The sequence below is a fragment of the Pseudomonas putida NBRC 14164 genome (assembly GCF_000412675.1).
GTDB lineage: Bacteria > Pseudomonadota > Gammaproteobacteria > Pseudomonadales > Pseudomonadaceae > Aquipseudomonas > Aquipseudomonas putida.
On sequence record NC_021505.1, the window covers coordinates 2,083,018 to 2,109,098 of the forward strand.

Genomic DNA, 26,081 nt, shown 5'->3' on the forward strand with positions numbered 1-26,081 from the left:
GTTGCTGCGAGGTTAGGATGCAGCACACGGGCTGTCAACGAAAAAACATACAAGCGTTTGAAAAGGTTGTTTGAAAGGTGTTGCCAGCGTTTACACCGGCTGGCAGCACCTCAGGTGCAGCGGTATGCTTGCAACAGTTACGCGCCGCTTTGGCGCAGGTATTTAAGGAGTCAACGTGGAGTTTCTTGCCGAGTACGCAAGCTTTCTCGCCAAAACCGCCACCCTGGTCATCGCCATCCTCGTGGTGCTGTCGGCCATCGCCGGGTTGCGCAGCAAAGGGCGGCGCAAGCCGGGTGGGCAGCTGCAGGTCACCCGCCTGAACGAATTCTACAAGGACCTGCGCGAGCGCCTGGAGTCCGGCCTGCTCGACAAGGCCCAGCTCAAGGCGTTGCGCAAGCAGCAGGCCAAGGCGGAAAAACAGCAGAAGAAAGGCAAGGCCGAGGAAAAGGGCCGGGTCTTCGTGCTGGACTTCGATGGCGACATCAAAGCCTCTGCCACCGAAAGCCTGCGCAACGAAATCACCGCGCTGCTGACCCTCGCCACCCCGCGTGACGAAGTGGTGCTGCGCCTCGAAAGCGGTGGTGGCCTGGTGCACAGCTACGGCCTGGCTGCATCGCAACTGGCGCGCATTCGCCAGGCGGGCATCCCGCTGACCGTGTGCATCGACAAGGTGGCCGCCAGCGGTGGTTACATGATGGCCTGCATCGGCGAGAAAATCGTCAGTGCGCCGTTCGCCGTGCTGGGTTCGATCGGGGTGGTGGCGCAGTTGCCCAACATCAACCGCCTGCTGAAGAAGCACGACATCGACTTCGAAGTGCTGACAGCCGGTGAGTACAAGCGCACCCTGACCGTATTTGGCGAAAACACCGACAAAGGCCGGGAGAAGTTCCAGGAAGACCTGGACATCACCCACCAGCTGTTCAAGGATTTTGTCGCCCGCTATCGCCCGCAACTGCATATTGATGAAGTGGCCACAGGCGAAGTCTGGCTCGGCGTTGCCGCACTCAACCGCCAGTTGGTGGACGAACTGCAAACCAGCGACGAGTACCTCAGCGCCCGCGCGCGCAACGCCAACCTGTTTCACCTGCACTATGCCGAACGCAAGAGCCTTCAAGAGCGAATCGGCATGGCTGCCAGCGGCACGGTGGAGAACACCGTGGTGGGCTTATGGAGTAAACTCAGCCGGCTGCGCTAACACCTTGAACCCGTTGAAATTTTTTTTTGTTCAGGGGGTTGCAAGGTGAAAGGAATGAAGACATAATGGCGCCCATCGAAACGCAGCAAACTTTAAAAAAGGTTCAGCGTTTCAAGGAGATAGCAAAGCGCAAGCAGCTAGATCCGACCTTTGAGGCCGAGTAGCAAAGTGGTTATGCTCCGGATTGCAAATCCGTCTACGCCGGTTCGATTCCGACCTCGGCCTCCACCATTCGAAAGCCCCGCAGATTAACGTCTGCGGGGCTTTTATTTCCGCGCCAGAAAATACCGAAGTCCCAAAACTAATTGAGACCAGTCCCAAAACTTCCTCATTTGGAAGGCTTGGCGATAGCCCCGACGCGCCGATAAACGCGCTCGGTAATTCCCTCTCTCGAGTGGCCCAACAGCACGCTTGCATCGCTCAGGTCGTTGATCTCCGAGGCCGCCTTCGGTCGGATGTCGCGGAACTGGAACTGGGCGATTCGGTTGGCGAGGTCCGGCTTCTTCTCGACCTCGGCTTTCACCCTTGCGTCCTCGCGGGCGTCTGCCCACCGGTTGCGCAACATTGGCCAACTCATGCGCTTTCCGTGCTCGTTGACGATGAAGAACGGCGACAAGTGTTCGCTGGTCCTGTGCATGATTCGCTCGAGCAGCAGGCCCAGGCTGTTCTTCACTCTATCCACTTCCAGGACGATCCTCAATCGCTTGCCGGTCTTGCCCTGGCTGACCAGAAGGTAGATTCCCTCCATATCGTCCTTACGCATGGACAGTACGTCCGATGGCCGCTGACCAGTCAGGTAGGCCAAGTCCATCGCATCCTTCAGCTCCGGTGTAGCCTCCTCGTACACGGCCTGCCACACTGTTTCGTTGGCGTAGAAGTCGCGCGGTTTCTCCTTGTTCTTCCTTACGCCCAGGCACGGGTTGTCCCGGGTGGTAAGCCCCCATTCCCTCACCGTGTTGAATACGTGGGAGAGCAGGGCGATTTCCCTGTTTGCCCTGGTCTTCGCCGACCGCGAGTCGCGGTACTGCGCGATCATGGCCGGAGTGATGGCGTCGATCGGCGCCGAGTCGAACACATTGCGCAGCTGCTTGAGCTCGTAGATGTTGTCCTTCTGGGTCCTGACGGCCTTGCCTGGGATGATCTTGAGCAGGTACTCGTCGAAGATCCCCTTCATCGTGGTCAGTTCTTTCGGCACAGACTTGGCCTCCAGCTCCGCCCACTTCAGCTTGGCCTTCATCAAGTCATTGCCGAGGAAGATGTCCTTGCCCGACTTGTCTCTGTAGTACAGGGCCTCCCACACCTTGCCATTGGCTTTTTGTCTCTTGCGGCGATACATACCTGGTGGCAGGTCGCGATTCTCGGTCTTCCTTGGGCGCATTTCACTTCACTCGGGAAAAATCAGGGGTCCAGGCGGGTGCTGGTGGAGGGGCTGCTACGACCGGCACGGTGTCGATCACCACGCCGCTGAGCTTCTGGCGGGCGTACTGGCGGCCAACCAGTGGCCTGCCGCCGCGGCTCTCTACGAAGTGCCAGCCTTTTTCTGTGAGCCAACGGCGCTGCCACGCCCGGGGTTTGTAGCCGGTGATCGCCACCAGCTCTTCGTCCGAAAGGATCTCGGTTTCCATGGGATGGTCTCCACGCCGCCAGTGGCGGCAGGTTGGTGGTCAGGTCAGAAGCACGTCGCGCACGACTTCCCAGAGCCGGGCAGCTGGCCACTGGAAGCGGTCGAAGTCGGTGTCTGGCTGGATGCCGTAGCGGCAGGTTGAGTGGGCGCCGGCCGGGTACTCGCCGCGCTTCTGCATGATGGTGGCCACGCGGCCGTCACCGCCTGGCTCGGTCCGGTGATACTCGTAGGCCCTTGTGGTGTACACATCGCCGGCTGCAATCGTGCAGGTGGAGTGCTGAACCATGTTGGCCCTACCATCTGGCGTCCATGGTCTTCCGCCGCCAGCCTGCCGCGGCCCTTCATGCAGATAGAGAACGAATTCGCCTTCATCCAGCCGGCGCATGTCGTAACAGTGGTTGATCTGCTTACCGACCAGTACCCGCGACACGAAGTTGAAGCGGTGGTCGTGGATTGCCGAGTGCTCGAAGCAGTTGCGGCGCGGTAGTTCTGGGTGCCACACGTGCAGGCGCTGATCGCCCTGCAGCTGGACTTGGACGAAGCCCGGGCCGTGGAGCGTGATTTTGTCCGTCATCACGTCGTCGATGATCATGGCAATAGATCTCCTCGCCCGCGCGGTACCCGGCGGGTTTGATTAGTAATGGAGGGGTTGAACGGCAGGATTGAAATGCATAGGATCGGGCCCTTCACCACACCTAAAGGAGAAGGGCCAGTGGCAACTACGAATGATGCTATTCAGCAACTGATTAAAACCATGAATGCTATATCGGGCGTCCAGCTCGAGCTTAAGGTCGCAGCTGCTGAAGGGCTTGGCCATGCCGGTGGTGAAGATGCGCGTGCTGCATTAATTAAAATTGTTACCGCCATCTCAGGTACGCCGTTAGAGCTGAAGGCCGCAGCTGCAAGAGCGTTGGGGCGAGCGGCTAGAGGTTGATTTCCCTCATGCGCGCTTGAATGATCACTGTGTGAGTTCCTTCGGAACCTTCATGGTGGCGCCGCGCTTGTGGTAGACGATGGCTCGTCATGCTGCGTCGGCCCGGGTATCGCCGGGCTGGCGATCGAGCACCGCCCTGGACACGCGGGCCAGCCAAGCCCACCTCCAGCCTCGCTCGATCCATATCCCGTGCTTCTCGATCAGCGCTTTGTCCTGGCTTTCCACCTTTACCAGGTCGCGCCCACTAGTGCACTGCTCGATGGCTGGATCTTCTTCGCCCTCCGGCACCAGCTCATGGATCTTGCCGTGCACCACTGAAACCCACGCGATTGCGAAGTGATCGCCGGCTGTCTTGGGGGAGTAGGCGCTGCGGCGCTTACCACTCCTGACCGAGGCCACGTAGTCGCGGCGAGCCTGCGTCAGCTTGGTGAGCAAGGTCTCGTAGGCATACATCGCGATCTGCGGCGCAGGCATCACGCCTACGAACAAGGCCCGCTCAACCATTCGCCCGGACGACTCGCACCAGTGTTTATAAGAGAGCGGTCGGCACCCGAACACCCTGGCCACAATGCCGCTTAGGTGCCGATCCCAGGTTGGCCGGCGGTTCGCCCTGGGCTTCTCCGACTGGACTTCATCTACATCGCTCAGGCGCACATCCAGCTCGGTGAGACGATACTCACGCATGAGTGCCTGGGCTTGGCGCATTGCGGTGGCGGCCTCGTGCTCGTTCGAGCTTTTGGAAAGGGCTAGGCACCGCTAGATCTTGAGGATGACCCGCTCGAGCTTGCATTCGTCGTGCTGTTGTTCGGTCATGTTGTGTCCTTGTGCGCAGGCACCAACATACATAGCGCTGCTCAGCGCGCATAAAGGTATCATTTACCTTTGGTATTTATTGTTGGCGCATAGTTTAGGCTGGATGAAGCTTGGGGGAATGATGCAAAAGAGTTCGAGTGGTACCGCTCATCAGAGTTTGCTCGATGGGTTTAGCAAGGTCGCATTTGTATCAAGTGTTGTGATCGGTTTCGCATATTTCTCGGGGTTAGTTTATAACTGGGTTTTTTATAAATATTTCAGGTCGTCATGGGTTTTAGGTTTTCTTTCGCCTCAGGATCTGATCAAAGAAGGGTTGCCGTGGGTCACAGTCTGCACTGGTATCGCTCTCGTGGCATTCAATCGGTTTAGAGATTCCGACTCGATGCGCAGAGTTGGTTTGGCCGTGATTATGGCTCTAGGGTTTGTGATAATGGTTTTGAGCCAAATAGGCTATTGGGTTTTTGACCTGAATTTGGAGAAGCATCCACTAGTTAGTGGGGGCATAGAAGTAGCGTTATCTCTTTTGTTCAGCTCCGCGATAGCCATGGCAGTAAAAATGATACTTGAGGGATCAGATACTAAGAAAGCGACTGCTACAGCCTTGTTAGGGCTGGGGATGACTCTTTTGATGCTCCCGGCCATGCGGGCAGTAGATGACTATAACGTGCTATTAAGGGCTAAAGAGCCTGTTCCGATTGTTACATCGGACTCCCGTGAGGTGCTAGGTATTCTCTTAGGCTCAGTGTCGGGTAAGTTCTTGATCTACGATTGTAACGAGAGATACAAGCTAAAGCTGATCGATATTTCATCTGAACTTAGCGTTAAACCCGGGCCGTTGCAGTGCCCTGATGAGAGTGCCGGTTCGCCCGTTCATCACCGGAGAGGCGTGATTGCTGAATAGGTAAGGCGCTGGCGGGCAGCGCCACGTAGTGAGTGAACTTTTGCGAAAGTTGATGGCTCTGAGCCATTCCCGCACTGCACAGGGCAATGCGGCGTCTCAGAGATCCAGGCATGTTTTCGGATGAGTTCTTCGTTGCTTACGTCGTGGCAGAGGTAGTCCTGGTCATGGCGGCCTTCGCTATTGGCGTTCATCTGACGGAGCGCTAGCAGGGGATGCGCTGCGCTGGCGGGTCAGCCGGCGGCGCGAACCTTGAAACTCAGCATTGCGGTGGCGTCGTCGTTGAAGCATTCGGCCAGCTCTTGATAGGCCCGGTACTTGGCCTGGCTGCGCGTGGCTGCCCAAGTACGCCGAACATAGTGACGGGCGTCACCCAGCATATATCGGACGTCATCCCAGTTGTACATGCTGTTGGTGAGCACCTCCCACTGCTTGAGCGGAAGCTTCTCGGCCATCTCGCGATACTGCATCTCCCAGGGTGGGGTGATAGTTGCGGATGCGTTTCTTCGGGTCGCCGTCGAGGATTACGCCGATGTACTGCCCGCGGTCGGCCATGATTACGCCAGGCTCGCCGTTGGCGATGACGCGCCGGCCTATCTCAGCTGGTACGCCGTAATGGCGTCGGACGTAGTCGCAGTTGTAGTTGCTCATGGCTTTCTCCATGCATGCGCCGCCCTCCGTGGCCGGATGCGGCATGATTCATATTCGGTGTAAGCTAAATGTCAAAATTTTAAGGGACCGCTAAGCCATGAGGCAGAAACCAAAATTGCAGGAAAAGTGGGGGGCTCTCCTAACGGTCGGTCTAGTCTCTTTGCTTGTTACGCTGCTAATCATTTTGTCACTGTATTTGATTGTGTTTAATGATGGTCTGTCGGTTAGCGCTTATAAATGGTCTGCATTTGGGTCATATTTTGGCGGGGTTTTGGGGCCAGTTGTTTCCCTGGTCACCCTTTTTGCCGTAATGCGCACTATAGGACTGCAGTTGGAGCAAAGTGAGCATTTCGTCCGTGATGGCGCTCAGCAGAGGGTTGAAGCCTACAAAACCTGCCAACTTAAACTGCTAGACCAGCAAATCAATATGAATGAGCGAATGATCGATAGGTATAATCAAGAGGGACTTCGGTTGCTGGAACTATCGAAAGCCACTAACGTATCTCAGCGAGAACACTTGTTGGTGTTGGATCGTGCGATTCAAGAGTGCGAAAGTCGCGTCGGAAAGCTTCTGAAGCTTTCATTAGTGGTCTCAGTCTATGAATTTGGCAGCACTCAAGAGGTGCGTGCAAAAATGGAAAGTGAGCTCACGGCTATTGACGATAGCTTTAATGCCGTACGAAGTTTTGAAACGTGATCCACTCAATTAACCGAGTCAAGAAGTAGTTAATTGACGTGCTGCTGGCGTCGGCCATGCCGGACGCGAGCGGTGATGCGTTTCAAGCGGAAAGCTCCATGTCACGGTCATGCCAGCCGGCAAGCCACCAGCCGCAGCCCACGGTCATCCAACCGTATGGCTGAGCATCGCGTGACAGGCTGTTGTCGCGGCAGGCACGCCCGAGATAGTAGGCGGTGGGGTGAACCTGCTGCCGGCGCTTCATTACTACGCACCGGCCAGGTGGTGGAGCGGGGCGAACGGTATTTAGTCGTCGAAGCTGTCGTGGTCAGGCGGCGCTGACTGCTGGTTCTGCTGCTGGCGGGCGGGGCGTTGTTGACGTGGCTGCCTATCGGGGATTTGCCCTGTTTGATGACCCTGCGGCCGGCTACCGAGTAGCTGCATGGTCCCGTTGATGTCCACGATGATTTCCGTGGTGTAGCGCTTGATGCCGTCCTTCTCCCACTCGCGGGTCTGCAGCTTGCCCTCGATGTAGCACTGGGAGCCCTTTCGCAGGTATTCGCCGGCAATCTCGGCGACCTTTCCGAACAGCGACACCCGGTGCCACTCTGTGCGCTCGACCTTCTGCCCCGACTGGTTGTCAGTCCACTGCTCGCTTGTGGCCAGGCTGAGGTTTGTGACGGCGTTGCCGTTCGGCAGGTAGCGCACGTCAGGGTCTTGGCCGCAGGTTCCTACCAAACTGACCTTGTTGACCCCGCGACTCATGACTGAGCAACCGCTGCCGCAACGATGAACAGTAGGGCAAGGAGTGAGCACCAGCGGGTCGCGCGCTCGCCGACCTGGCGGGCCCTCACCAGTGCGACAACAGGCAGGGCTTTGGCCTCGATGGCGCGCTCCAGACTTTCCGCATAGCGAGCTGCCTGTGGATAGCTGGTGTTGCGGCCGTAGAACCGCACGCTGCGCAAGGCGAGCCAAGGGGTAGGCAATGGCTGATCCATCTCTGGCTCTGCAGGAGGCAGTCTTTGCCAGGCTTCAGGCGGAGGTAAGCTGCCCGATTTACGACGGCGCGCCGCTGAACGCCGAAATGCCGTACCTCTCCATCGATCGAGAGGTTTCGGTCAACAGCAGCCCGATATCGGGCCGCAAGCGCGAAACGCGCCTGCTGTACCTGTCGGTCTGGTCCGATGCCGTGGGCCAGGCCGAGGTCAAGCGCATCAACGGCGAAGTTATCGCCGCCCTCGATGAGCGCCGGCTGCCGCTGGAGGTGGGGCGCGCGGTTTCCGTTCGGGTCGAACAGTCCGACGCCGACGGCATCACTTACCAGGGCTCGCTCACCGTCCGCGTGATCACCACCCACTAAAAAACCTACCGGCCGCCCCGCGGCCTCTATCCAATGCGGCTTTGGAGGAATACCCATGCCTGCAGCAGACAATTTGAACACAGCCGCCGGCTGCCGACTCTTCATCGGCGGGAAAACAGGCGCGGACACCGAGACCGACTACAAGGCCGACACCTACGTCGAAGTGGGCGAGATCGAGGACCTTGGCGAATTCGGCGACACCTTCAGCAGCGTAAACTTCACCTCGCTGAAAGACGGTCGCGTGCGAAAGTACAAGGGCACCGCTGACGCCGGAGACCTGACCGTCACTGTCGGCATGGACAGTGGTGATGCCGGGCAGCGCGCAGTCAAGACCGCGCACAAGGACCGCAGCAAGGGCGACTACAACCTCAAGATCACCCTGAATGACGGTGACCCGACCGCCACCCCGGTGATCAACCCGACCACCTTCTACATGCGCGTCAAGGTGATGAACAACACCGTTGCACCAGGTGCTGCTGACAACGTGGTGCGCCGGAACATCACCATGGGCATCAACTCCGACGTGCTGGAAATTCCAGCCGCCGCCGCTGCTTGATAGGGGGCTTCAGTGAGCAAAACCCTGCACGGTACTACCGAGGTCACCGTAGGCGGTCGGGTGCTTGTCCTGTCGCCGACGCTCAAAGCGGTTCGTACCATCGAGGCCTACTTTGGTGGGCTCCGAGGCGCGTCCGAGCGGCTGCGTGCTGTAGGCGTTGATGCTGTCGTCGTCGTTTTCGCTGCCGGCTCCGGGATGGAAGACAAGGGCGCCGTCGAAGAACTTGCCGAGGAGATCTGGCAGCAGGGCGTTGCTGACCTGGTGCCAGCCGCGACGGCCTTCCTTTATGCACTTTACAACCCGCGGGGCGGTGACCCGGGGAAGCCGCCAGCACCGACGGGGTCAGCGCCGTAGAGAACGGGAGCTACGTCGACCGGATGTTCTCCGTCGTCGTAGGCTGGCTGGGCTGGTCGCCGCAAGTGGCCTGGACAACGCCGCTGCAGGAGCTCTTCCTGGCCATCGATGCACGGGTAGAGTGGGCTCGCATGACGCATCCATTTGCTGTCAGCTCGAAACCGGAGGGGCAAGGATCGAAGTCGAAATCTTCGAACGTCGCCGAGAAAATTCGGCAGGCGTTGTCTGGGCGAAAGGCACAGTGACGTTTTTGCCCAACTCACCTGTGAGAACATTTTTGTTGGCGTTGATCAACGATGGTAGATTTGCGCCAACCACAGGGAGAGTCGCATGAAACGTGTATTGTTGGTAATGGCAATGGGAGTTGGAGTCCTTTCTGGATGTAAGTCGCCTGAGGATAAGATGGTCTCGGTTTGCACAGATATTGCAAAAATGTCTGTCGCTGATCCTTCGTCATTGTTGGTTAATTCCGGGTCTGTTGTTCAGGCCATCCCTACAAAAGAAAGTTTGTTCAGGTTCGCCTCTTTGAATTTCGATGGTGAGCTAACTGGCGATAGTAAGGCTTGGTACGATATTCAAGTAAAAGAACTTGATAAGCTGAAGGAGAGCTATGCGAGTATTGATTACACGGATAAGTCTTCTTTAGCTCGAAGGGGGCAGGCAATTTGTTGGTTTATGGATAGGGGGGATGGACCTGTCCTAGGCTCCGTGTCAGTTGCCGGGAAAAGCTATTCGGGTACTGACTTGTTAATGGTTTTTGTCAGCAATCCAAGGCCTAAATATTTGAGCTCGTCTAACGCAATCGAGTAGCGAGACGTGAATTAATTTTTAAGCCGATCTGTCTACAGCCCGCTAGCGCGGGCTTTTTGTTGAGGCAAATATGGCTGAAACCGACATTCAGGGTATGCTGGTCAGGATTGAGGCAACCACGGCTCAGCTCCGGCAAGAGATGGCTCGCGCTGAGTCCAGCGTGTCGCAAACCAGTGGGAAAATCGACAGCAGCCTAAAGCAGGTGGATGAAGCGTTCGATAGGGTTGAGGCCAACTCGGTTGCTCTCCGGGAGGGGGTGGGACGTGCATTCAATGGCATCGGACTCGCCGCCGCGGGTGCGGTTGCTGGCTTGGTGGCGTTGACCACATCCACTCTTACCTATGCCCAAGAAGTTCAGAATCTCGCCAGCCTCTCCAACACTTCTGTCGAGGACTTCCAGCGTCTCGCAGTAGGTGCGAAGACCGTAGGCGTCGAACAGGAAAAGCTCGCTGACATTTACAAGGACACTACTGATCGCGTAGGGGAATTTATTTCTCGTGGCGGCGGGGAGCTGCAAGATTTTTTCAAGGACATCGCACCGCAGGTTGGGGTGACTGTGGAGAGTTTCAAAAACCTCTCCGGCCCGGAGGCCCTGCAGCTGTATTACACGTCGCTGGAAAAAGCAGGGGCCAGCCAGCAGCAGATCACCAGCTACATGGAGCAGATGGCCGATGAAGCGACTGCTCTTGTTCCACTGCTCAAAAACTCCGGCCAAGGCTTCAAGGATGCTGGTGAGCGGGCGGATGAAACTGGCGCAATCATCTCTGCTTTCGACATTGGCCAGATGGTGAAGCTGAACAAGTCCGTTCATGACTTGGAAAATTCATGGAGCGGCGCAAGCCATCAGTTGGTTGCAGGGCTTGTCCCAGGCATTGAAAGTGTAACCAGCATGCTCCAGGGCATGACAGACAATGGTAGCTCTAAAGCCTTAGGCCAAGCATCGCGTTCCTTGCTGACAACGTGAACATCCTGCTTGGCGTGATCGGTACAAAGCTGACTGCAAGTTTCATCGGCTATGTGGCTGCGCTGGGCAAGGGTATCTACTCAACGGTTGAGGCTACTCGAGCGACAAATGCCCAGGCTCAAGCTGCGCTCATGGCGGCCAAAGCCGATCAGATCGCAGCAGCTTCGGCGGTAGTCCGCGCTCAGAAAGAGGCTGACGCTGCTCGCGGCACCGCAGTTCAGACGGCGTTGTCGCTTGAGCTTGCGCAGGCAAGGATGGCAGAAACAGCAGCGACTGCCCGTCTTGGTGTGGCCCAAGCAGCAGTGAAAGCTTCGTCGGGCGTGCTAATGACCGTTCTCGGTGGTCCCGCAGGCCTGGCTGCTTTGGCTGTCGGCGCCGGTATCGCCTTCCTGACCATGGGCAGCAATGCCCAGCCGGCCGGCGCAGATCTCGATGACCTGAAAAGGCCAATCGAGGAACTGCGCAAAGCATTTAGAGAGTTGGACAAGGATCAGCGCGGAGCTGCGCTGGTCGGCGCAATGCGCGTGCAGGAACAAGCAGCCGCCGATGCCGATAAGTCCTACCAGGACTTTCTCATCACGGTGAAGAGGGGGGTGGGTTCAACAGTCGCCGCTCGTATTTCCGGCGAGGCGGACGAAGCACGGAAGGCGGGAAAGGGCCTATCCGAGTGGCTGGATGATCTCGGTAAGCGCTTCAACATCCCCCAAGAAGCGATGCGCAGCATGCGCGAAGCCGCCGGCAGTTATTCGACCGTGAGCCAGAGCGCGCGCAAAGCTGGTGAGCGTGTTTCGCTTTACAACAAAGAGATGGACAGCAAGGCCGAGTCAACCAATGCCGCCGGTGATGCAGACGCCAAGGCCACATCGGCCGGCCATACTTAGCCGCTTACCAAGCAGGGAGAGTGGTAATGCAGTTGCGTGAAAGACTTCGGGAGTTCCAGCTATGGTTCAACCCGAAGCGCAGACGGTGGGCTGGCGTGACCCTGATCGCGCTTGGGGTGGTTGGGATGTTTCTCAACCCGCAAAGCCGGTGGACCCTGGTGCTGGGAACTGGAATCTACTGGTTCTTCACGGCCCTGCCGCCCACACTCGGCGGCAAGCGTTGAGGTGCTGGCGGGCAGCGCCGGAGGGGCAGGCGGCGATCGGAAACTCTTTGCCCAGGGCCTGCTGAACTGTCGCGATGGCGCGGCAGAGGTAAGCCCAGTCAGGGTTCGGCTCCATGGCGCCAGGTCGGCGAGGTACACACTGATCGGGTCGAGGCCGTGCACCTCGGTGATCAGCAGCTTGGTGACGGTCGATGTCTCGATGTTCATGGCTTTGTCCATGCATGCGCCGCCCTCCGTGGCCGGATGCGGCATGGTGGCAATGTGAATGGCGAAAAATTGATTTGGTCTGTGGCTGTTAGAGGTGAACAAGACTGCGTCGTGTTAGATTGCGTGCATCAAACAAGGAGGTTTAGATGAGCCAGAGCAGAGACAGCAAGATCGATAATATTGAGTTCAATGTGGCGAGCATTGAGCGCAGCAAGGCTTTCTACGGTGAGGCCTTCGGCTGGAGCTTTGTGGACTATGGCCCCAGCTACACAGAATTTAGCGATGGGCGTCTTACTGGTGGTTTTACGACCGGGGAGCCCGTGCAGCCCGGAGGCCCGCTGGTGATCTTGTATTCAACTGATCTCGAAGAGTCGCAACGTAAACTTGTTTCGGCGGGCGCCCGTATCAGTCGAGAAATATTCTCTTTCCCTGGAGGGCGGAGATTCCACTTCACCGACCCCGATGGATACGAACTGGCTGTTTGGAGTACCGATATTCCAGAGGTTTAGATTTGCCCCCGATGGTTCTATGTATGCGCCGCCCTCCGTGGCCGGATGCGGCATGGTGGCAATTTGGTTTGGTTTGGGATGGGGTATTAGGGGTGACCGGCATGGGGCCGGGCATCGTCAGAGCCATAATCGCCTCCATTGCGTACGAAGGTGGCGCCAGGCCCGATGTCGAGTAGGTCGCATACTCGACAAACATCGCCAAAATGCCCAGCCATAGAGCTGGGCTTGTTCGTTTAGGGATTTACTTGAGGTGGGGCCAGACTGGTAGAATTTGCGCCCCTTGAACCTTGAGATGGATCTTATGCGACAGTTTTTGGCAATGACTTTTGGGGGGCTAACCCCGAGCTACTACGCTCGGCAGTTATTCTTCGGCGCGCTGTTTGGGGCTTTTTTCATTTACATGAAATCACGCGCTCCACTAGGTATTGATTTCGCAACGGTAGCCATCTCGGTGGTGAGTACCTTGCTCTATCCCTATTCTCGATTTGTGTACGAGAGCGTGGTGGGCTTCATCATGGGCCGCAACATGTTCTTCGTGAATGCGCTGCTGATGCTGTTTATCAAAGTGATGACGATGTTCATCTGCTGGTTCCTGGCGATCTTCATCGCGCCACTGGGATTGCTGTACCTCTACTGGCATCACAGTAGACAGCCTTCCAACTAAATCCTCCGAGCCCAGCCTAGCGCTGGGCTTTTTCGCTTATGTAGATGACGCTGAAAGTGCAGTGTGAGAGGGGCAAGGCGGCCGGAGCGAAAAGCGAAGAGGTCGCAACGCTGTTTAAAGGCCCGTCCCCAGCAGATCACAGGCACCCTGACACGGCTTCAGCGCCGGTCATCCGCACCCATTCATGAGCGCGGCCAAGTACCGGGATTTTTATTGCCCAAACAGGCCCTCAAGAGGGCCGGTGAGAGTTGCGCGATCAAGCAGCCTGCAGCGCGGTAGGTATCACCTGGAGTCGAACTCCGAACTTGGCCAGAGCTTCTTCCAGGCTCTCGAGCTTCGAGGTGTGCTCGAAGTCGACCAAGCGCCCGGCTGCGGTAGGGGAGATGCCGAGCATCGAGGCTAGGTCAGCCCGGGTCTTGCCGGAGCGGACCAGCTCATTCCAGAGTGCGATTTTTGCGACCGTTACGCCAGAAAGTCGAACGATGTGATCGCCGGCTTCGGTGGCAGGTGGAATTGCTCGCTTCTGGTCCACGTAGATTGACAGCGCCAGGGTGAGCCCGTCCACCGCATTTGCCAGAAGCTCCTCCAGGCTATCGCCCACGCTGTGAGCCTCAGGGATGTCTGGGCAAGACGACCAGAAGTGATCGTTTTCTTCATGAACCACGATTTTGTAGTCGTACATGTTTCCTCTCATGGGGCTGACTGGGCGTCTGTTCAGGGTGGTGGGGCCTCATTTGAGGCCCAGTTGCTTGATGATTGCCTTCCAGAGTCCTTCACCAATTTCCTTGGATCCGTGGCTCGGGAAGATCGTCTGGCGGTCCTTGTAGCGAATCTTGAAGTGACTGCCATTGGCTGACTTGCGACAATCTGAGGACCACTTATGGACAATCAGCACAAGAAGATCACCGGTTACCGCGATCTCACTCAGAGCTAACATGCCGAGACGCACAGGATGGTGTTCACGTAAGGATGGGCTAGCGGCTAAGTGCATCTTTCGCAAAATCGACGGCGGCAGTAATAGCAGCTCTTGCTTGAGGGCTATTTCTCCAGCATGTCGATCCCAATGCGGCAGATGCTCGCGCCAAGATGTCGGTTACATCGGCTCTGCTCAGTTCGGCCAATGAGGCGATACCCATCTGCTCAAGTCTGGTGATGACCGTTGGGCCTACGCCCTTGAGTTGTAATAGTGCAGCACGTTCCTTCGGTGGAAATGGCATCAGTGAAATCCCTATCTGATCAATGGTGCTTTGTAAGATTGCCTCATGTTGGTAGTCGGTACCACAAGCGACTGGAGGCCAAGCGCTTTGGCTAGACCCCTTCCACCGGTAGACCTGCTCGAATCGCTGTGGCTCACATTGCGCCCGGCTACCGGCGTATGGGACTGGGTGCAGAGCGAGATCCTCACTGACACCGGCGGCATCCACAACCCAGATCACGCCCACCTGATGGATGCCAACATCTGCGTGCTATGGGCATCGTCCGGATTCGCTAAGCAGGGGCGGGTAGTTCTCGGCCAGGCCGAGCAGCTGATGTTCCGCGCAGGCGGGTGGCAAAAGGCTCGGCAAGAGCAGCAGATGCGGGAATGGTTTGGAGACGAGCCGACCTACCTCATCACCCTGGCCGCCGACAACTGCGCCCAGTGCTCCGACGCTCAGTTCTGCACCCGGGTCGAGCACGAGCTCTACCACATCGCCAAGGCAACCGATGAGTACGGCGCGCCCAAGTTCACCCAAGACGGTTTACCCAAGCTCTACCTGCGCGGCCATGATGTCGAAGAGTTCGTGGGTGTGGGCCAAGCCACGACGTACAGCAGCTGATCGACGCTGCAAGCCGGCCGCCTGAGGTGGCCAAGATCAACATTGCGAGGGGCATGACCCAACCAAGTACGCCGGGCGGGGCCGGTTCGATTCCGACCTCGACCTCCACCATTCGAAAGCCCCGCAGATGAAAATCTGCGGGGTTTTTCTTTGTGCGCTGAAAAACCTGATCGTGTCTGCATCAGCCCTCCACTGGGCAGGGCTGAATGGCTATCAATCTGCAGGTAGCATTCAGAGCTTGTATTGAATGGTGTAGGACGCATCGGTTCTCGGTTCTATCGTAATAGGAATACCGAAAAGCTTCCCTCGACAATCACTGACAACACAGCGATACACCGTGCCTTGCTGGAGCTGGGCCCATAAGCCTTCGTCATGTATCGCGATACCTAGTACACGGTTGTTCGGATCCTCTCTGACCTGAGCAACGTAGTGGTCCAGGTCGCACCCGAACTCAGCAGTGGTAAGCTCTGGATCAAAGCCGATCAGCACACCGTGCCTTTTCAGATCGTCCCTGATGCGTTCAATCACGTCGTCTGCTTCTTGTTTTAGCATGATCGTTATCTCGCGGTGCTTGTACTCATCAAAACTCTAGCTGACCCTGATGATTTTCGTTGTTCATCGGTGTAATCAACGACTCACCCTCATTCCTCACATTTCCTACCGCCTTGCCGACCGGATACCACCGGAATTGCGCAGCTGGCATGCAACCTTGCTCCACGATCGTCGCAGCCCGCTGCGGCGATGTAGTCGGGTCGATCCATTCCCGCGCGAGCTCGGGGGGCAACACCAAGGGCTTCCTGTCGTGGATGTCGATCAGTCCCTGATCCGCTGCTGCGGTGATGATCACAAATCCATCGCGCTCGTCTGGCTCGGTGTTCTGGTGCACTTCTGCAAGCGCAGCGAAATAGAGCGGGGCGCCGTTGGCGCTTGTGATGTAGTACGGCTGCTTGCGCTTCGGATCCGCTGGGTCTGGTATCCACTCGAACCAGCCGTTCGCCGGCGCCAGGGCTCTACCACCTGGCCACAGGTCTTTGAAGAATTTCCCTGTTAGCACCGTTTCAGCCCGGGCATTGATCGGGTCCGGCCGCTTCCCCTTCGCCCAAAACGGCGACCACCCCCACTTGACCCGATCTACGCTGAGTCCATCGTCGACCGGGCGGATGATTTCGACGCGTGTCGACGGTGCCACGTTGAAGCGGTTGATTGGCGCGTGGTCGTAGCCATTGATCACCACCAGGTCCAGCGACAGCTGGCGCAGGTAATGATCCATCGACTCATAGATCGAATATCGTCCGCACATTTTCCCACCTCTCGCCCGTCAGATTTTTCATTGCCCAGGATTTACCGGGCACCCGATGCCAGATGATCTGTATATACATACAGTTTCGTTAGGCCCTTCGCACTGTGGCGAGAGACGTCTTACTCATTCGCGGGTTGGTGGGGCGGGTCAAATTCAGACGGCTTGAACGTCGATGACTCAGTGCTTGTAGAGTAACGCTTCAACTACAACGCCGAACGCTGATGAATGTTCACGGCGATTAGGATAGTAGAGATGGTAACCGGCAAAGGGTTGGCACCAATCTTCCAACACCCGCACAAGGCTGCCGTCGGCTAGCTCCTTCGCCACCATGTCCTCCGGCAGGAAACCCAAGCCACATCCCGCCACGGCCGCACGCAGGATCGGCACGCTGCTGTTGAATGTCCATTGACCTTCGACACGGGCCTTCAGCTCGTGACCATCCTTTTCAAAATCCCATTGCATCAGGCTGCCATGAGTGGGTAGGCGCAAATTGATGCAATTGTGCGCCGCAAGGTCACCGGGCACCTTGGGCAATGGCCGCTTGTTGAAATACTCGGGTGAGCCCACGACTGCGATGCGCAGGGGTGGCCCGATAGGAACGGCGATCATGTCCTTGGCCACCTGATCTCCCAGGCGTACGCCGGCGTCATAGCGTTGCGCGACGATGTCGGAGAGGGCGTAGTCGACAGTGATTTCGACTTTGATGTCCGGATAGTCGGGGAGCACCTTTAAAAGCTTGGGCCACAGAATATTGTTGGCGGCATGTTCGGACGCTTGAATCCGCACACTGCCTGCCGGGGTGTCACGAAACTCGCTGACCGCGGCCAGTTCGAGTTCGATCTCATCGAACCGCGGCGCCATCGATTGATACAGCCGCTGACCCGCCTCGGTCGGCGAAACGCTGCGGGTGGTACGTGTCAGCAAGCGCACGCCCAATCGGCTTTCCAGTGCGCGCATGGTGTGGCTCAGCGCCGACTGCGAAACGCCAAGCTGAGCGGCCGCGCGGGTGAAACTGCCTTCGCGGGTGATGACCACGAAGGCTTGCAGGTCGTTTAGATTGGCGCGGGACATTGATGAGAACCTCTCATGAGGGGCGCGGGATTAATCCATGAAAGCAGGTTGCACACGTATGCGCGACCCCTCAAGAGACTGGTTACAAGGTGCGGGCGTAAAACGTGGTCAGTTTGCCAATTGCGGCATCGACATAACGCGGCACCCAGTAGGTCTCGATGTGCGTCGCACCGTCGAGGATAAACACCTCCTTGTCGGTGGTGCCGGTGGCTTTGGGCAAAGCATCCTGCGTCATGTACAGGCTGTCGGCTTTGCTGCCGGCGATCATCAGCAACGGTTGGTTGATCAGCTCGATATGGTCAGTGGCGTCGAAACGCATCAAGTCGATCAGGCTGCTGGTGGTGTATTTGAAGGTCGAGTTAGGGTGTGCGTGGGTCTTCCAGTAGTACTCATAACCTTGGCGATACAGCTCGAAGGGCAGTTTGGCAATTTGCTCGTCGGTGAGGTTGGCATCGCCCGAGTACAGCACCGCGCCGCCGGCCGCTTCTTGCGCGCGGGCTGCTGACGCCTGTTGCAGGCGTTGCTGAATGCTGTCCATTTGCGAGTCGTTGTAGCCGTTGCGACGTACTCTGCCTGAGTTGAACATGCTTACTGTTGCCAACGATTTGAAGCGTTTGTCGGTTTGCGCTGCCGCCAACGAATAACCACCGCCACCACAGATGCCGAGCAGGCCCATGCGTTTGTCATCGACGCCGGCAAACTGGCTGATGAAGTCGGCCATGCCGTGAATGTCTTCGATGCGATACGCCGGCTTATCGATGCTGCGCGGCTGGCCACCGCTGGCGCCCTGATACGCCGCATCGGCCGTGATGGTGATGTAGCCCTGTTCGGCCAGGCGTTGGGCGTACAGCCCGGCGACTTGTTCTTTCACGCCACCATTGGGGTGTGCAACGACCACGGTCGGGTAGGTCTTCTTCGCGTCATAGTTAACCGGGGTGTATACGTTGGCGGCGATATCCAGACCGTTGAGTTTGTAGCTGACCGGATGGATGTTGACCTTGCCCGGTTCGTTCTTGCTGATCGCGCCGTCGTAGGCGAGGGTGAACGGGTTCTTTTTGTAATCGGCGGCCAAGGCTTCGCCCGCCGAGAGGCCGACCAATGCCGACATAAACGTGGCCTTGAGTGTGTTTTTCACCTGAAGCTCCTGAGCAATCAAAAGGGCGGCAGTTGCAAAAGTATTTGGGTCAGTCCAACTGGTTTTCTTCGAGGAATTGCGCGACCAGGTCAGCGATCTGCACGTTGTTCAGATCCGACATGGGGAAGTGGGTATTGCCATGAATGCCGATCTCCGGCAGGTGGATCAGTCGCACATCACCGCCGTGGCGATTGACCGCGTCACGCCAGAGCCGGGCCATTTTCAGGCGTGCGCGCCAACTGTCCTGGGCGGGCAGGTCGACCGCCTGCTCCGGGATGTTGTCGCCGTAAAGGATCAGAATCGGAATGCGCGTGAGGGCCTTGAATTGCTCCATCGGCACCGCCGCGCCTTGCACTGTGTCGAACGCGCTGGGAATTGGCGGAGGGACTTCACCTTGAGCGAACACGAAGCTGCTGCCTGGCTCGAACGCCACAATGGCTTTCACCTTGTCGTTCTTGATCGCGGTCAACCAGCCCGGCCCGCCACCTTGCGAATGGGTGAACAAAATCCCCGGGCCGATTTTGTCGAACAGTGCTGATACGCCATCAGAGACCACGTCCATGTCGAACGGCCCGGTGTTCGGCGTCATCGCCCGGAAAAATTGCTCGCGGGTCTGGGCATCCTGTGCCACTTGCACACCGCTGAAGTAGTTGGGCCACAACCCGATGCGGAACTGGTTGAACCACAATTGTTCGTCAGGTACAGGCTTGATTGTGGTCTCGACCATGCTGCGCCCGGCATCGCCACGCCGCGGCTGATCGATCAGATAGACGCCATAATGGCGGCGTAGAAAGATGTTCTGAAAGCCTTCGCGACCATCGGCGGTGGTTTCCCAGGTCTTGGAAAACTGACCCGCACCGTGCCACATGACGATGGGCAGTTTTCGCGCATCCACCGGGATTTGATAGAAGGCGTAGGCGTGGTCACCGTGGTATGTCTGGCCGTTGGGCGTCATCGGTTGGTGCGGGTTGAAGGTGCCCGGTGCAGTGGTCACCGTTCCGCCGGCGGCGAAGCTGCCTTGTCGTTGAATCTGCAACGAGCCATCGGGGTTGTTCGCGCAGGCCGCCAGCAGGCTCAACAGCGCGATGCTCAGTAGGGACTTGGCAGGCGTCATGTCATTTACCCGAAGCCGTGAGGGCTTGGGTCAACGCGGTCTTGGCACGTTCAGCCGTCTGCTCGTCGCCGTGTTGTTTCAGCAGCTGCGTGACTTCGTGCAACTGCGCCGCGCTCAGACCGACGCGCAGGCTCGCCGCCATGTGCGAGCGTAATTGTGGCTCGACCCCAGGCGTTGCCGCCAGCGCGCCGATGGTCGCCAGTTCGCGGCTTTGCCAGTCGAGGTTGTCGCGCTCGAAGATGTCGCCGAACAAGTGAGTTTGCAGGTACCGGTTTATTACCGGAGCGAACTCGAACACCGGGCCTTTGACCGGGGCACCGGAAATCCTGGTTTGATTTGCGGTGCCGGCGGCCAGCAGCTCATCCCCGACCGGAATCGCCCGGCTCGGCTCACGCCCCGGCGCGTCTTCGATACCGCGCTGTTTGCGCTTCTGTACCACCGCCATCAGCTCGTTCAAGGCGTTGAGGCTGCGCGGGAAGCCCACATAGGCGTACAGCTGCACCAGAATTTCCCTGGTTTCGCTGATGGTCAAGCCGGCATCGAGGCCTTGATTGAGTGCGGTGTTGAGGTTGGGTATGTCGCTGGTCGCCATGAACGCGGCGATCAGGGGAATCGTTTGTTGCTGGCGCGACAAGCTAGCTGCGCTGGCGGAGGGGCTGGCCATGGTCTGCGATGCCTCGGCTGCTTGAGTGGTAACGCTGAACATCGCCCCGACGCCCAGGCAAAGCGCCATGAGCGTGGGAAGGGTAGAGTGGTTGCGTGCGTCAGTGGTCATCGTGAAAGGCTCCATCCGTTGCGGGTCAGCGTTGTGTCGCTGGATCGTACGGAGGATGGTTGTGTCGATTAACCCCGAAATTGCGCATGGACTTCTGAGCAGAATTCATGAGTCGAAATTGCCGTCACCGCTGCAACTTCGGCGCGACCCCGCTGATGCCGGGCCTGCAGGGCGGCTGACGGTTTGTGACAGAGGTGCCGGGCGAGCAACTTCGACACATTCCGTAACTTCATTGGCCGGTGTATTGCGCCTCCGAGACCTGTTCCGCCCAGGTGACGGTCTTGCCGTCCTCGGCTTCAGCGATGGCGATGTGGGTCATGCCGTTGCTGGCCGTGGCGCCATGCCAGTGACGGGTGTGCGGCGGAATCCAGACAGTGTCGCCCGGTCGGATTTGCTGACGCGGGCCGCCCTCTTGCTGCACGTATCCGACGCCTGCTGTGACGATCAGCGTTTGCCCCAGCGGATGGGTGTGCCACGCCGTGCGTGCGCCTGGCTCGAAGGTCACCGTGCCGCCGCCGATGCGCGCCGGCGCATCACCGTTGAACAGGCCATCAACGCGCACCGTGCCGGTAAAGTTTTGCGCCGCGCCATTGACCGAGGGCTGCGCGCCATTCGGCGTAACGCGGATTTCACCGGCGGCCTGGGATTCTGCTGCCATGAGTGACAAAGCAACGAGTGGTGCGATCAATCGGGTCATCGGATCAACTCCGGTCAGAAGGGAAAGTGGCGCCGCACTTGGCGCCGCGTTGGGCAGACTCAGAGCCCGGTCATTTTCAGTGCCGACTCTGGCAGGCGTTCACCGTGCACTTGAATCTGCGCAATCTGTTGGTTGATCTCGCGCAGATCGTCACTGGTCAATTGCAGTTCGACTGCGCCCAGGTTCTCTTCCAGTCGATGGGGTTTGGTCGTGCCTGGGATCGGCACAATCCACGGTTTCTGTGCGAGCAGCCAGGCCAGCGCCACTTGCGCCGGTGTGGCGTGTTTGCGATGCGCGACGGCTTTTACCACATCGACCAGCGCCAGATTGGCCTTGCGCGCTTCAGGGGAGAAGCGTGGTACATAGTTGCGGAAATCGCTGGCGTCGAATTGCGTGTGCTCGTCGATCTGACCGGTGAGAAAACCGGCGCCGAGCGGGCTGAACGGTACGAAACCGATTCCCAGTTCTTCCAGTACTGTCAGCAGCTCCAGCTCCGGGCCTCGCCAGAACAGCGAATATTCGCTCTGCACCGCCGTGACCGCTTGCACCGCGTGCGCCCGGCGAATGGTTTCCACACCCGCCTCAGACAGGCCGAAATGCTTGACCTTGCCCTCGGCGATCAGATCCTTGACGGTGCCGGCGACGTCTTCGATGGGTACCTGGGGATCGACGCGGTGCTGATAAAACAGGTCGATGCAATCAGTGCGCAGACGCTGCAACGACGCCTCTGCAACGGCGCGTATATGCTCAGGGCGGCTGTTGGTTCCGCCGCCGCGTGCGCCGGTGATCAGGTCGATATCGAAGCCGAACTTGGTAGCGATGACGACCTGCTCGCGAATTGGCTGCAAGGCCTCGCCCAGCAGTTCTTCATTGGCGAACGGGCCATACGCTTCGGCGGTGTCGAACAAGGTGATGCCTTGCTCGTGGGCCGAACGAATCAGCTTGATCATGCTGGCTTTGTCGCCAGCCGGCCCATAGGCCGAGGTCATGCTCATGCAGCCAAGGCCCAGTGCGGACACTTCCAGGCCATTGCCCAACGTGCGGATTTTCATCATGTCACTCCGTACAGAATTCGGTTAACGCGTGCGGGGGTGATCGCTCAGCCAGCCGTTCACACGTTCCATGGTCTTGCGCTCCTGCTCACTCTCCATCACAAAACCTTCCAGAACCTTTGCCTTCGGCGCGTGGTTGACCAGCACGCTGCGGCTGTTACCCAAGCCATAACCGCCGTGGGTGTTGAAGGGGATGAGGGTCTTGCCGGTCAGGTCGTGTGCGCTGAGAAATGCGCGCACGATGGGCGGGGCGGTTTCACCCCAGATCGGGAACCCGAGATAGAGCGTGTCGTAGTCGCTGAGTGCGTGAACCTTCTCTTGCAGCTCGGGCTCGAAGCCGCTGTCACGCTCCTGACGCGCCTGCTCCACGGTTTGCAGATAGTCCTCGGGGTAAGGGTAGGCCGGGCGAATCTGGAAGAGGTCGGCACCCAGTCCACGCTGGATCAGCCCGGCGACCACGCGGGTATTGCCCGAGCGCGAGAAGTACGCCACCAGAATCCGCGAGCCTGAGCGCGGTGTTTGACTGGCGCCTTGCGTGTCGGCCAGAGACAGCAGCGGGGCGCTGGCCAGCGCGGCGATCACCGTGCGCCGCAACGGATCGTGATCGTTGCTCATCGACCGACACGCGCCTTGAGGGCCTCGGGATAACGCTCGCCCTCGATGCGGATCTGCGCCAACGCTGTATCTATTGCTTTCAGTTCCAAGGCGTCGAGCGTGATATCTGCGCCGCCGAGGTTTTCTTCCAGACGATGCAGTTTGGTCGTCCCCGGAATCGGCACAATCCACCGCGCCTGTGCGAGCAGCCATGCCAGCGCGATCTGTGCGGGTGTGGCTTGTTTTTGCTCGGCGATCTGCCGGATCAACACCACCAGGCCCTGATTGGCTTGCAGCGCCGGCTGGCTGAAACGCGGGACGATGCTGCGGAAGTCGTCGCTGCCGTAAGTGGCCTGCGCCGACACCGTGCCGGTGAGAAAACCTTTGCCCAATGGGCTGAACGGGACGAAGCCGATCCCCAACTCCCAAAGCGTCGGCAGGATTTCTTGCTCAGGCTCGCGCCACCACAGTGAGTATTCGCTTTGCAGCGCTGTGACCGGCTGCACCGCGTGCGCACGGCGAATGGTCTGGGCGCCGGCCTCCGACAGGCCGAAGTGCTTGACCTTGCCTTCGCCAATCAAGTCCTTCACCACCCCGGCGACGTCCTCGATCGGCACGTCCGGATCGACGCGGTGTTGGTAAAGCAGGTCGATGTAATCGGTCTTCAGTCGACGCAACGAACCCTCGACCGCGACCCGGATGTGCTCTGGTCGGCTGTTGAGAATCTGCTGTTTATTGTCGTCGCCGAAGGTGAAACCGAACTTGGTGGCGATGACCACTTGATCGCGCATCGGTGCCAGGGCTTCGCCCACCACCTGTTCGTTCAGGTAGGGGCCGTAAACTTCGGCGGTATCGAAAAGCGTGACGCCTCGGTCAACCGCCGATCGGATCAGCGCAATGGCTTGTTGTGTGTCGGTCGCCGGGCCGTAACCATGGCTCAAGCCCATGCAACCGAAGCCCAGGGCTGACACTTCGAGTGAACTGTTTCCGAGTGTGCGCTTGTGCATTTGGATCTCCCGACATTTGGCGTTGGGAGAACACTAAGCGAGCTAACGAGTGAGGACTAGACGGTTAATTCGGCAAGGGTTCATGAGGTTTGCTCATCAGTCCCGGAATCGAGGGCCTGAAGTGCTCAGCGTCAGATGCCAGTGCAGGGTTGGTGGCGAGTATGCTGGGGAATTCAACCCACCGGAAACAGCAAGGTGGCGGCTAGCCCGCCGCTTGCTCGATTATGCAAACGCACCTGCCCGCCCATCCGGTCAACGATGGTCGCCACGATGGAAAGCCCAAGGCCTGCACCATTGGGACTGTTACGGCTGTAGAAGCGCTCGAATACGCGCGACAGGCTGGCCTCATCGATACCCGGCCCTTCGTCCTCGACGACCAGCTCGACGTGATTCTCCAGGCGCCTGAGTGACACCGTGATGCGGCCAGCGGGCGGTGAGTGCTCCACCGCGTTCGACACCAGGTTCTGCAGGGCGATGCCCAGGGCGCCGGCATCGATTGTCAGGTGATGGTCGCCTTCACCGATATCCAGCGAGGGCTCCAGGCCGCGGTCCAGTATCCACGGGGTCAGGTCGGCCAAGGTCTCGGTGGCCACTTCGGCCAGGTCGATCTCAGTACTGGCTCGCTGCCCCAACCTTGGCTCGACACGGGCCAGCGTCAGCAACTGATTGACAACCCGGGTAAGCCGGTCCACCCCACCCATCAGAAAGCCCAGCGCTTTGTGTCGCTCGGCCTCGTTGCTGGCCTCCAGCGCGTTCTGCGCGTGCAGGCGGAGGACGGCCAAGGGTGTGCGCATTTCGTGGGCGGCATCGGCAATGAACCGATGCTCACGCCGCAACAGGTCCTCGATCTGCGCCAACAGGCGGTTGATGGCGGCCTGCATGGGCTCCAGCTCCGAGGGCAGAGGCACCAACTGCAACGGCTCAAGCGAATCGGCGTGACGCCCACGGATGATGTTGGCCATGTTCTGCAACGGCCGCAGTCCCCAGCCGATAGCAGCCCAAACCAGCAGTGCCAACACCAGGCTGCCGAGCAGGAACGGGAACAGGGTGTGGCGAACGATGCGATCGATCAAGTCGTAGCGCACATCGTCACGCTCGCCCACCCAGATCACCCAGTGTCGTTCCGGCACCGGCAGCACGAAACCGCGCCATTGCTCGCCACCACTCGAAAAGTCGTAGAAACCGGGGGCCGTCGGTGGAGGGTCGATGGTCGGCGCACTGGGTGTGTGCACCAGCAGGCCAGCGCCGTCCTGCCAGACCTGGAATGCCAGCTTGCTCTCGTAGGGGTGGCCTACCCGATGGTGGCCCGCCTGGGCCAATGCCTCGTTGAATGCCTGGTACATCGCTTCACGCGAGCCACTTTGCACCGGCAGGCTCATGACGCCCTGCAGCAAGCGAGCGTTTTGAGCCAGGTGCGCGTCGTACACCTCGTTAATTTCATGGCGGCTGTCGTGATAGTTATAGAGCGCCAGCAGGCCGGTCCCCAGCAGCAGCAACAGCATCACCCGCCACAGGGTGCGTTGGCGCAGCGAGCTCATGCCTTGGCCTCGACCAGATAGCCAATGCCGCGCACCGTACGGATCAGCCCGTTGAACAGCTTTTTGCGCAGCTGGTAGATATTCACCTCCAGCGTATTGCTCTCGGGTTCCTCATCCCAGCCATACAGCAGCTGGGTCAGGCGTTCGCGGGTGAAAACCTTGCCCGGCTGCGCCAGCAACTCGTGCAATAGCATGTATTCCTTGGGGGTCAGCACCACTTCGACGCCGTTGTAATGAACTTGCTGGGTAGCTGGGTCGAGGCTGACGCCGGCATGCTCGATCATGACCTTGGCGCGGCCGGCGCTGCGCCTTAGCAACGCGCGCAAGCGTGCCTTCAGCTCGTTGAGGTCGAACGGCTTGACCAGGTAATCGTCGGCGCCGGCATCGAGGCCGGTGATGCGATCATCGAGGGCATCCCGTGCGGTGAGGATCAGCACCGGAAGGCTGTCGCCGCCGGCGCGTACCCGCCGCAGGAGTTCAATGCCATTCATGCGCGGTAATCCAAGATCCAGGATCACCAGGTCGAAGCTCTCGTGCTGCAACGCATGCAAACCACTGACACCGTCCCGCAACCAGTCGAGGGTGTAGCCCTGCTGGCGCAAACCGTCGCAGATCCCCTCTCCCAGTGCGATATCGTCCTCAACCAGCAAAAGCCGCATGT

The 26,081-nt window shown here is 58.7% G+C and carries 34 protein-coding genes, 1 tRNA gene and 3 pseudogenes; 15 read left to right on the top strand and 23 right to left on the bottom strand.

From position 1 onward, the window contains the following. Positions 1–175: 175 nt before the first annotated feature. Both sohB and PP4_RS09160 read left to right on the top strand, forming a co-directional pair. Entirely contained in the window at positions 176–1,195 is a 1,020-nt protein-coding gene (gene sohB / locus PP4_RS09155) for a protease SohB (RefSeq protein WP_016498905.1), read from the top strand. 154 nt (positions 1,196–1,349) lie between these two features. Further along, positions 1,350–1,423 (top strand) — tRNA-Cys (locus tag PP4_RS09160). Between the two features lie 100 nt (positions 1,424–1,523). Here the strand turns inward: PP4_RS09160 and PP4_RS09165 are convergent. The 3 genes from PP4_RS09165 to PP4_RS09175 are packed head-to-tail and all read right to left on the bottom strand — an operon-like array spanning position 1,524 to position 3,411. Next, on the bottom strand, positions 1,524–2,573 hold the full coding sequence (locus PP4_RS09165) for a phage integrase (protein WP_016498906.1): 1,050 nt from the start codon (positions 2,571–2,573) through the stop codon (positions 1,524–1,526). A gap of 1 nt (position 2,574) precedes the next feature. Continuing rightward, positions 2,575–2,820: a DUF4224 domain-containing protein gene (locus tag PP4_RS09170; protein ID WP_016498907.1), complete on the bottom strand. Its 246-nt coding sequence runs from the start codon at positions 2,818–2,820 to the stop codon at positions 2,575–2,577. A gap of 39 nt (positions 2,821–2,859) precedes the next feature. Continuing rightward, on the bottom strand, positions 2,860–3,411 hold the full coding sequence (locus PP4_RS09175) for a hypothetical protein (RefSeq protein ID WP_016498908.1): 552 nt from the start codon (positions 3,409–3,411) through the stop codon (positions 2,860–2,862). A 120-nt stretch (positions 3,412–3,531) separates the two neighbouring features. Here PP4_RS09175 and PP4_RS09180 point away from each other — a divergent pair, with 120 nt between their 5' ends. Beyond that, the gene (locus PP4_RS09180) at positions 3,532–3,753 is read left to right on the top strand and encodes a hypothetical protein (RefSeq protein ID WP_016498909.1); all 222 of its coding nucleotides are present in this window, start codon (positions 3,532–3,534) and stop codon (positions 3,751–3,753) included. A gap of 87 nt (positions 3,754–3,840) precedes the next feature. Here PP4_RS09180 and PP4_RS09185 read toward each other — a convergent pair whose 3' ends face one another. Beyond that, positions 3,841–4,437, bottom strand: coding sequence for a DUF7168 domain-containing protein (locus PP4_RS09185; protein ID WP_420793719.1), 597 nt, complete (start codon positions 4,435–4,437; stop codon positions 3,841–3,843). Beyond that, positions 4,429–4,494, bottom strand: a pseudogene (locus PP4_RS29975) (DUF2786 domain-containing protein); the annotation flags it as partial. The gene PP4_RS09185 and the pseudogene PP4_RS29975, both read right to left, overlap by 9 nt. A gap of 28 nt (positions 4,495–4,522) precedes the next feature. Between PP4_RS29975 and PP4_RS09190 the strand changes: the two are divergent. Beyond that, a complete protein-coding gene (locus tag PP4_RS09190) occupies positions 4,523–5,467 on the top strand; it encodes a hypothetical protein (RefSeq protein ID WP_162471771.1) in 945 nt (314 codons plus the stop codon). 230 nt (positions 5,468–5,697) lie between these two features. Here the strand turns inward: PP4_RS09190 and PP4_RS09195 are convergent. Beyond that, a pseudogene (locus PP4_RS09195) lies at positions 5,698–6,115 on the bottom strand (hypothetical protein). A 97-nt stretch (positions 6,116–6,212) separates the two neighbouring features. Here PP4_RS09195 and PP4_RS09200 point away from each other — a divergent pair. Next, entirely contained in the window at positions 6,213–6,812 is a 600-nt protein-coding gene (locus PP4_RS09200) for a hypothetical protein (protein ID WP_016498914.1), read from the top strand. Positions 6,813–7,097: 285 nt separating this feature from the next. Here the strand turns inward: PP4_RS09200 and PP4_RS09205 are convergent, their stop codons facing one another. Both PP4_RS09205 and PP4_RS09210 read right to left on the bottom strand, forming a co-directional pair. Then, positions 7,098–7,556, bottom strand: a complete 459-nt coding sequence (locus PP4_RS09205) for a single-stranded DNA-binding protein (protein ID WP_016498916.1) — start codon at positions 7,554–7,556, stop codon at positions 7,098–7,100. Further along, a complete protein-coding gene (locus PP4_RS09210; protein WP_016498917.1) occupies positions 7,553–7,777 on the bottom strand; it encodes a hypothetical protein in 225 nt (74 codons plus the stop codon). The genes PP4_RS09205 and PP4_RS09210 overlap by 4 nt, the downstream gene beginning before the upstream one ends. Here PP4_RS09210 and PP4_RS09215 point away from each other — a divergent pair. The 9 genes from PP4_RS09215 (at position 7,777) to PP4_RS09255 (ending at position 13,320) form a co-directional block, all read left to right on the top strand. Beyond that, a complete protein-coding gene (locus PP4_RS09215) occupies positions 7,777–8,151 on the top strand; it encodes a DUF3168 domain-containing protein (protein WP_016498918.1) in 375 nt (124 codons plus the stop codon). The genes PP4_RS09210 and PP4_RS09215 overlap by 1 nt on opposite strands. Before the next feature lie 55 nt (positions 8,152–8,206). After that, a complete protein-coding gene (locus PP4_RS09220; protein WP_016498919.1) occupies positions 8,207–8,707 on the top strand; it encodes a hypothetical protein in 501 nt (166 codons plus the stop codon). A gap of 12 nt (positions 8,708–8,719) precedes the next feature. Further along, complete coding sequence (locus PP4_RS09225) at positions 8,720–9,061, top strand: hypothetical protein (protein ID WP_016498920.1); 342 nt, start codon at positions 8,720–8,722, stop codon at positions 9,059–9,061. 330 nt (positions 9,062–9,391) lie between these two features. After that, positions 9,392–9,871, top strand: a complete 480-nt coding sequence (locus tag PP4_RS28720) for a hypothetical protein (RefSeq protein WP_016498921.1) — start codon at positions 9,392–9,394, stop codon at positions 9,869–9,871. 70 nt (positions 9,872–9,941) lie between these two features. Then, a complete protein-coding gene (locus tag PP4_RS27480) occupies positions 9,942–10,835 on the top strand; it encodes a hypothetical protein (RefSeq protein WP_016498922.1) in 894 nt (297 codons plus the stop codon). After that, positions 10,832–11,716 carry a hypothetical protein gene (locus PP4_RS27485; protein WP_016498923.1) on the top strand — a complete coding sequence of 295 codons (885 nt, stop codon included), beginning with the start codon at positions 10,832–10,834 and terminating at the stop codon, positions 11,714–11,716. The genes PP4_RS27480 and PP4_RS27485 overlap by 4 nt, the downstream gene beginning before the upstream one ends. A 26-nt stretch (positions 11,717–11,742) precedes the next feature. Further along, positions 11,743–11,940: a hypothetical protein gene (locus PP4_RS09240; protein WP_016498924.1), complete on the top strand. Its 198-nt coding sequence runs from the start codon at positions 11,743–11,745 to the stop codon at positions 11,938–11,940. A gap of 353 nt (positions 11,941–12,293) precedes the next feature. Beyond that, positions 12,294–12,656 carry a VOC family protein gene (locus PP4_RS09250; protein ID WP_016498925.1) on the top strand — a complete coding sequence of 121 codons (363 nt, stop codon included), beginning with the start codon at positions 12,294–12,296 and terminating at the stop codon, positions 12,654–12,656. A 301-nt stretch (positions 12,657–12,957) separates the two neighbouring features. Continuing rightward, the gene (locus tag PP4_RS09255; protein ID WP_016498926.1) at positions 12,958–13,320 is read left to right on the top strand and encodes a hypothetical protein; all 363 of its coding nucleotides are present in this window, start codon (positions 12,958–12,960) and stop codon (positions 13,318–13,320) included. 256 nt (positions 13,321–13,576) lie between these two features. Here the strand turns inward: PP4_RS09255 and PP4_RS09260 are convergent, their stop codons facing one another. From PP4_RS09260 to PP4_RS29500, 3 genes are read right to left on the bottom strand one after another with little or no spacing between them, the layout of a single operon-like run. Then, positions 13,577–14,002 carry a type II toxin-antitoxin system HicB family antitoxin gene (locus PP4_RS09260; RefSeq protein WP_016498927.1) on the bottom strand — a complete coding sequence of 142 codons (426 nt, stop codon included), beginning with the start codon at positions 14,000–14,002 and terminating at the stop codon, positions 13,577–13,579. 48 nt (positions 14,003–14,050) lie between these two features. Next, entirely contained in the window at positions 14,051–14,311 is a 261-nt protein-coding gene (locus PP4_RS29825; protein WP_041167671.1) for a type II toxin-antitoxin system HicA family toxin, read from the bottom strand. Then, positions 14,295–14,537, bottom strand: coding sequence for a Pathogenicity locus (locus PP4_RS29500; protein ID WP_080642775.1), 243 nt, complete (start codon positions 14,535–14,537; stop codon positions 14,295–14,297). The genes PP4_RS29825 and PP4_RS29500 overlap by 17 nt, the downstream gene beginning before the upstream one ends. A gap of 87 nt (positions 14,538–14,624) precedes the next feature. On the opposite strand from PP4_RS29500, the pseudogene PP4_RS09270 reads away from it, so the two are divergent. Next, a pseudogene (locus PP4_RS09270) lies at positions 14,625–15,268 on the top strand (putative metallopeptidase). 100 nt (positions 15,269–15,368) lie between these two features. Here the strand turns inward: PP4_RS09270 and PP4_RS09275 are convergent. The 12 genes from PP4_RS09275 to PP4_RS09330 all read right to left on the bottom strand — a co-directional run bounded on the left by PP4_RS09275 (position 15,369) and on the right by PP4_RS09330 (position 26,079). Next, a complete protein-coding gene (locus tag PP4_RS09275; RefSeq protein ID WP_016498930.1) occupies positions 15,369–15,689 on the bottom strand; it encodes a hypothetical protein in 321 nt (106 codons plus the stop codon). Positions 15,690–15,717: 28 nt separating this feature from the next. Next, complete coding sequence (locus tag PP4_RS09280) at positions 15,718–16,437, bottom strand: SOS response-associated peptidase family protein (RefSeq protein WP_016498931.1); 720 nt, start codon at positions 16,435–16,437, stop codon at positions 15,718–15,720. A gap of 177 nt (positions 16,438–16,614) precedes the next feature. Beyond that, complete coding sequence (locus PP4_RS09285; protein ID WP_016498932.1) at positions 16,615–17,508, bottom strand: LysR family transcriptional regulator; 894 nt, start codon at positions 17,506–17,508, stop codon at positions 16,615–16,617. Between the two features lie 82 nt (positions 17,509–17,590). Then, positions 17,591–18,643 (bottom strand): alpha/beta hydrolase, encoded by a 1,053-nt coding sequence (locus tag PP4_RS09290; protein ID WP_016498933.1) that lies wholly within the window; start codon positions 18,641–18,643, stop codon positions 17,591–17,593. Between the two features lie 49 nt (positions 18,644–18,692). Next, positions 18,693–19,637, bottom strand: coding sequence for an alpha/beta hydrolase (locus tag PP4_RS09295; RefSeq protein WP_172439568.1), 945 nt, complete (start codon positions 19,635–19,637; stop codon positions 18,693–18,695). Between the two features lie 121 nt (positions 19,638–19,758). Then, positions 19,759–20,532 carry a carboxymuconolactone decarboxylase family protein gene (locus PP4_RS09300; protein ID WP_016498935.1) on the bottom strand — a complete coding sequence of 258 codons (774 nt, stop codon included), beginning with the start codon at positions 20,530–20,532 and terminating at the stop codon, positions 19,759–19,761. A 229-nt stretch (positions 20,533–20,761) separates the two neighbouring features. Continuing rightward, entirely contained in the window at positions 20,762–21,229 is a 468-nt protein-coding gene (locus PP4_RS09305; protein WP_016498936.1) for a (R)-mandelonitrile lyase, read from the bottom strand. Between the two features lie 59 nt (positions 21,230–21,288). Continuing rightward, on the bottom strand, positions 21,289–22,281 hold the full coding sequence (locus PP4_RS09310; protein ID WP_016498937.1) for an aldo/keto reductase: 993 nt from the start codon (positions 22,279–22,281) through the stop codon (positions 21,289–21,291). A 24-nt stretch (positions 22,282–22,305) separates the two neighbouring features. Then, complete coding sequence (locus PP4_RS09315; protein ID WP_016498938.1) at positions 22,306–22,896, bottom strand: flavodoxin; 591 nt, start codon at positions 22,894–22,896, stop codon at positions 22,306–22,308. After that, positions 22,893–23,882, bottom strand: coding sequence for an aldo/keto reductase (locus PP4_RS09320; RefSeq protein WP_016498939.1), 990 nt, complete (start codon positions 23,880–23,882; stop codon positions 22,893–22,895). The genes PP4_RS09315 and PP4_RS09320 overlap by 4 nt, the downstream gene beginning before the upstream one ends. A 173-nt stretch (positions 23,883–24,055) precedes the next feature. After that, the gene (locus tag PP4_RS09325) at positions 24,056–25,420 is read right to left on the bottom strand and encodes a sensor histidine kinase (RefSeq protein ID WP_016498940.1); all 1,365 of its coding nucleotides are present in this window, start codon (positions 25,418–25,420) and stop codon (positions 24,056–24,058) included. Then, complete coding sequence (locus PP4_RS09330; protein WP_016498941.1) at positions 25,417–26,079, bottom strand: response regulator; 663 nt, start codon at positions 26,077–26,079, stop codon at positions 25,417–25,419. Before PP4_RS09330 ends, PP4_RS09325 begins: the two co-directional genes overlap by 4 nt. Between the last annotated feature and the right edge of the window lie 2 nt (positions 26,080–26,081).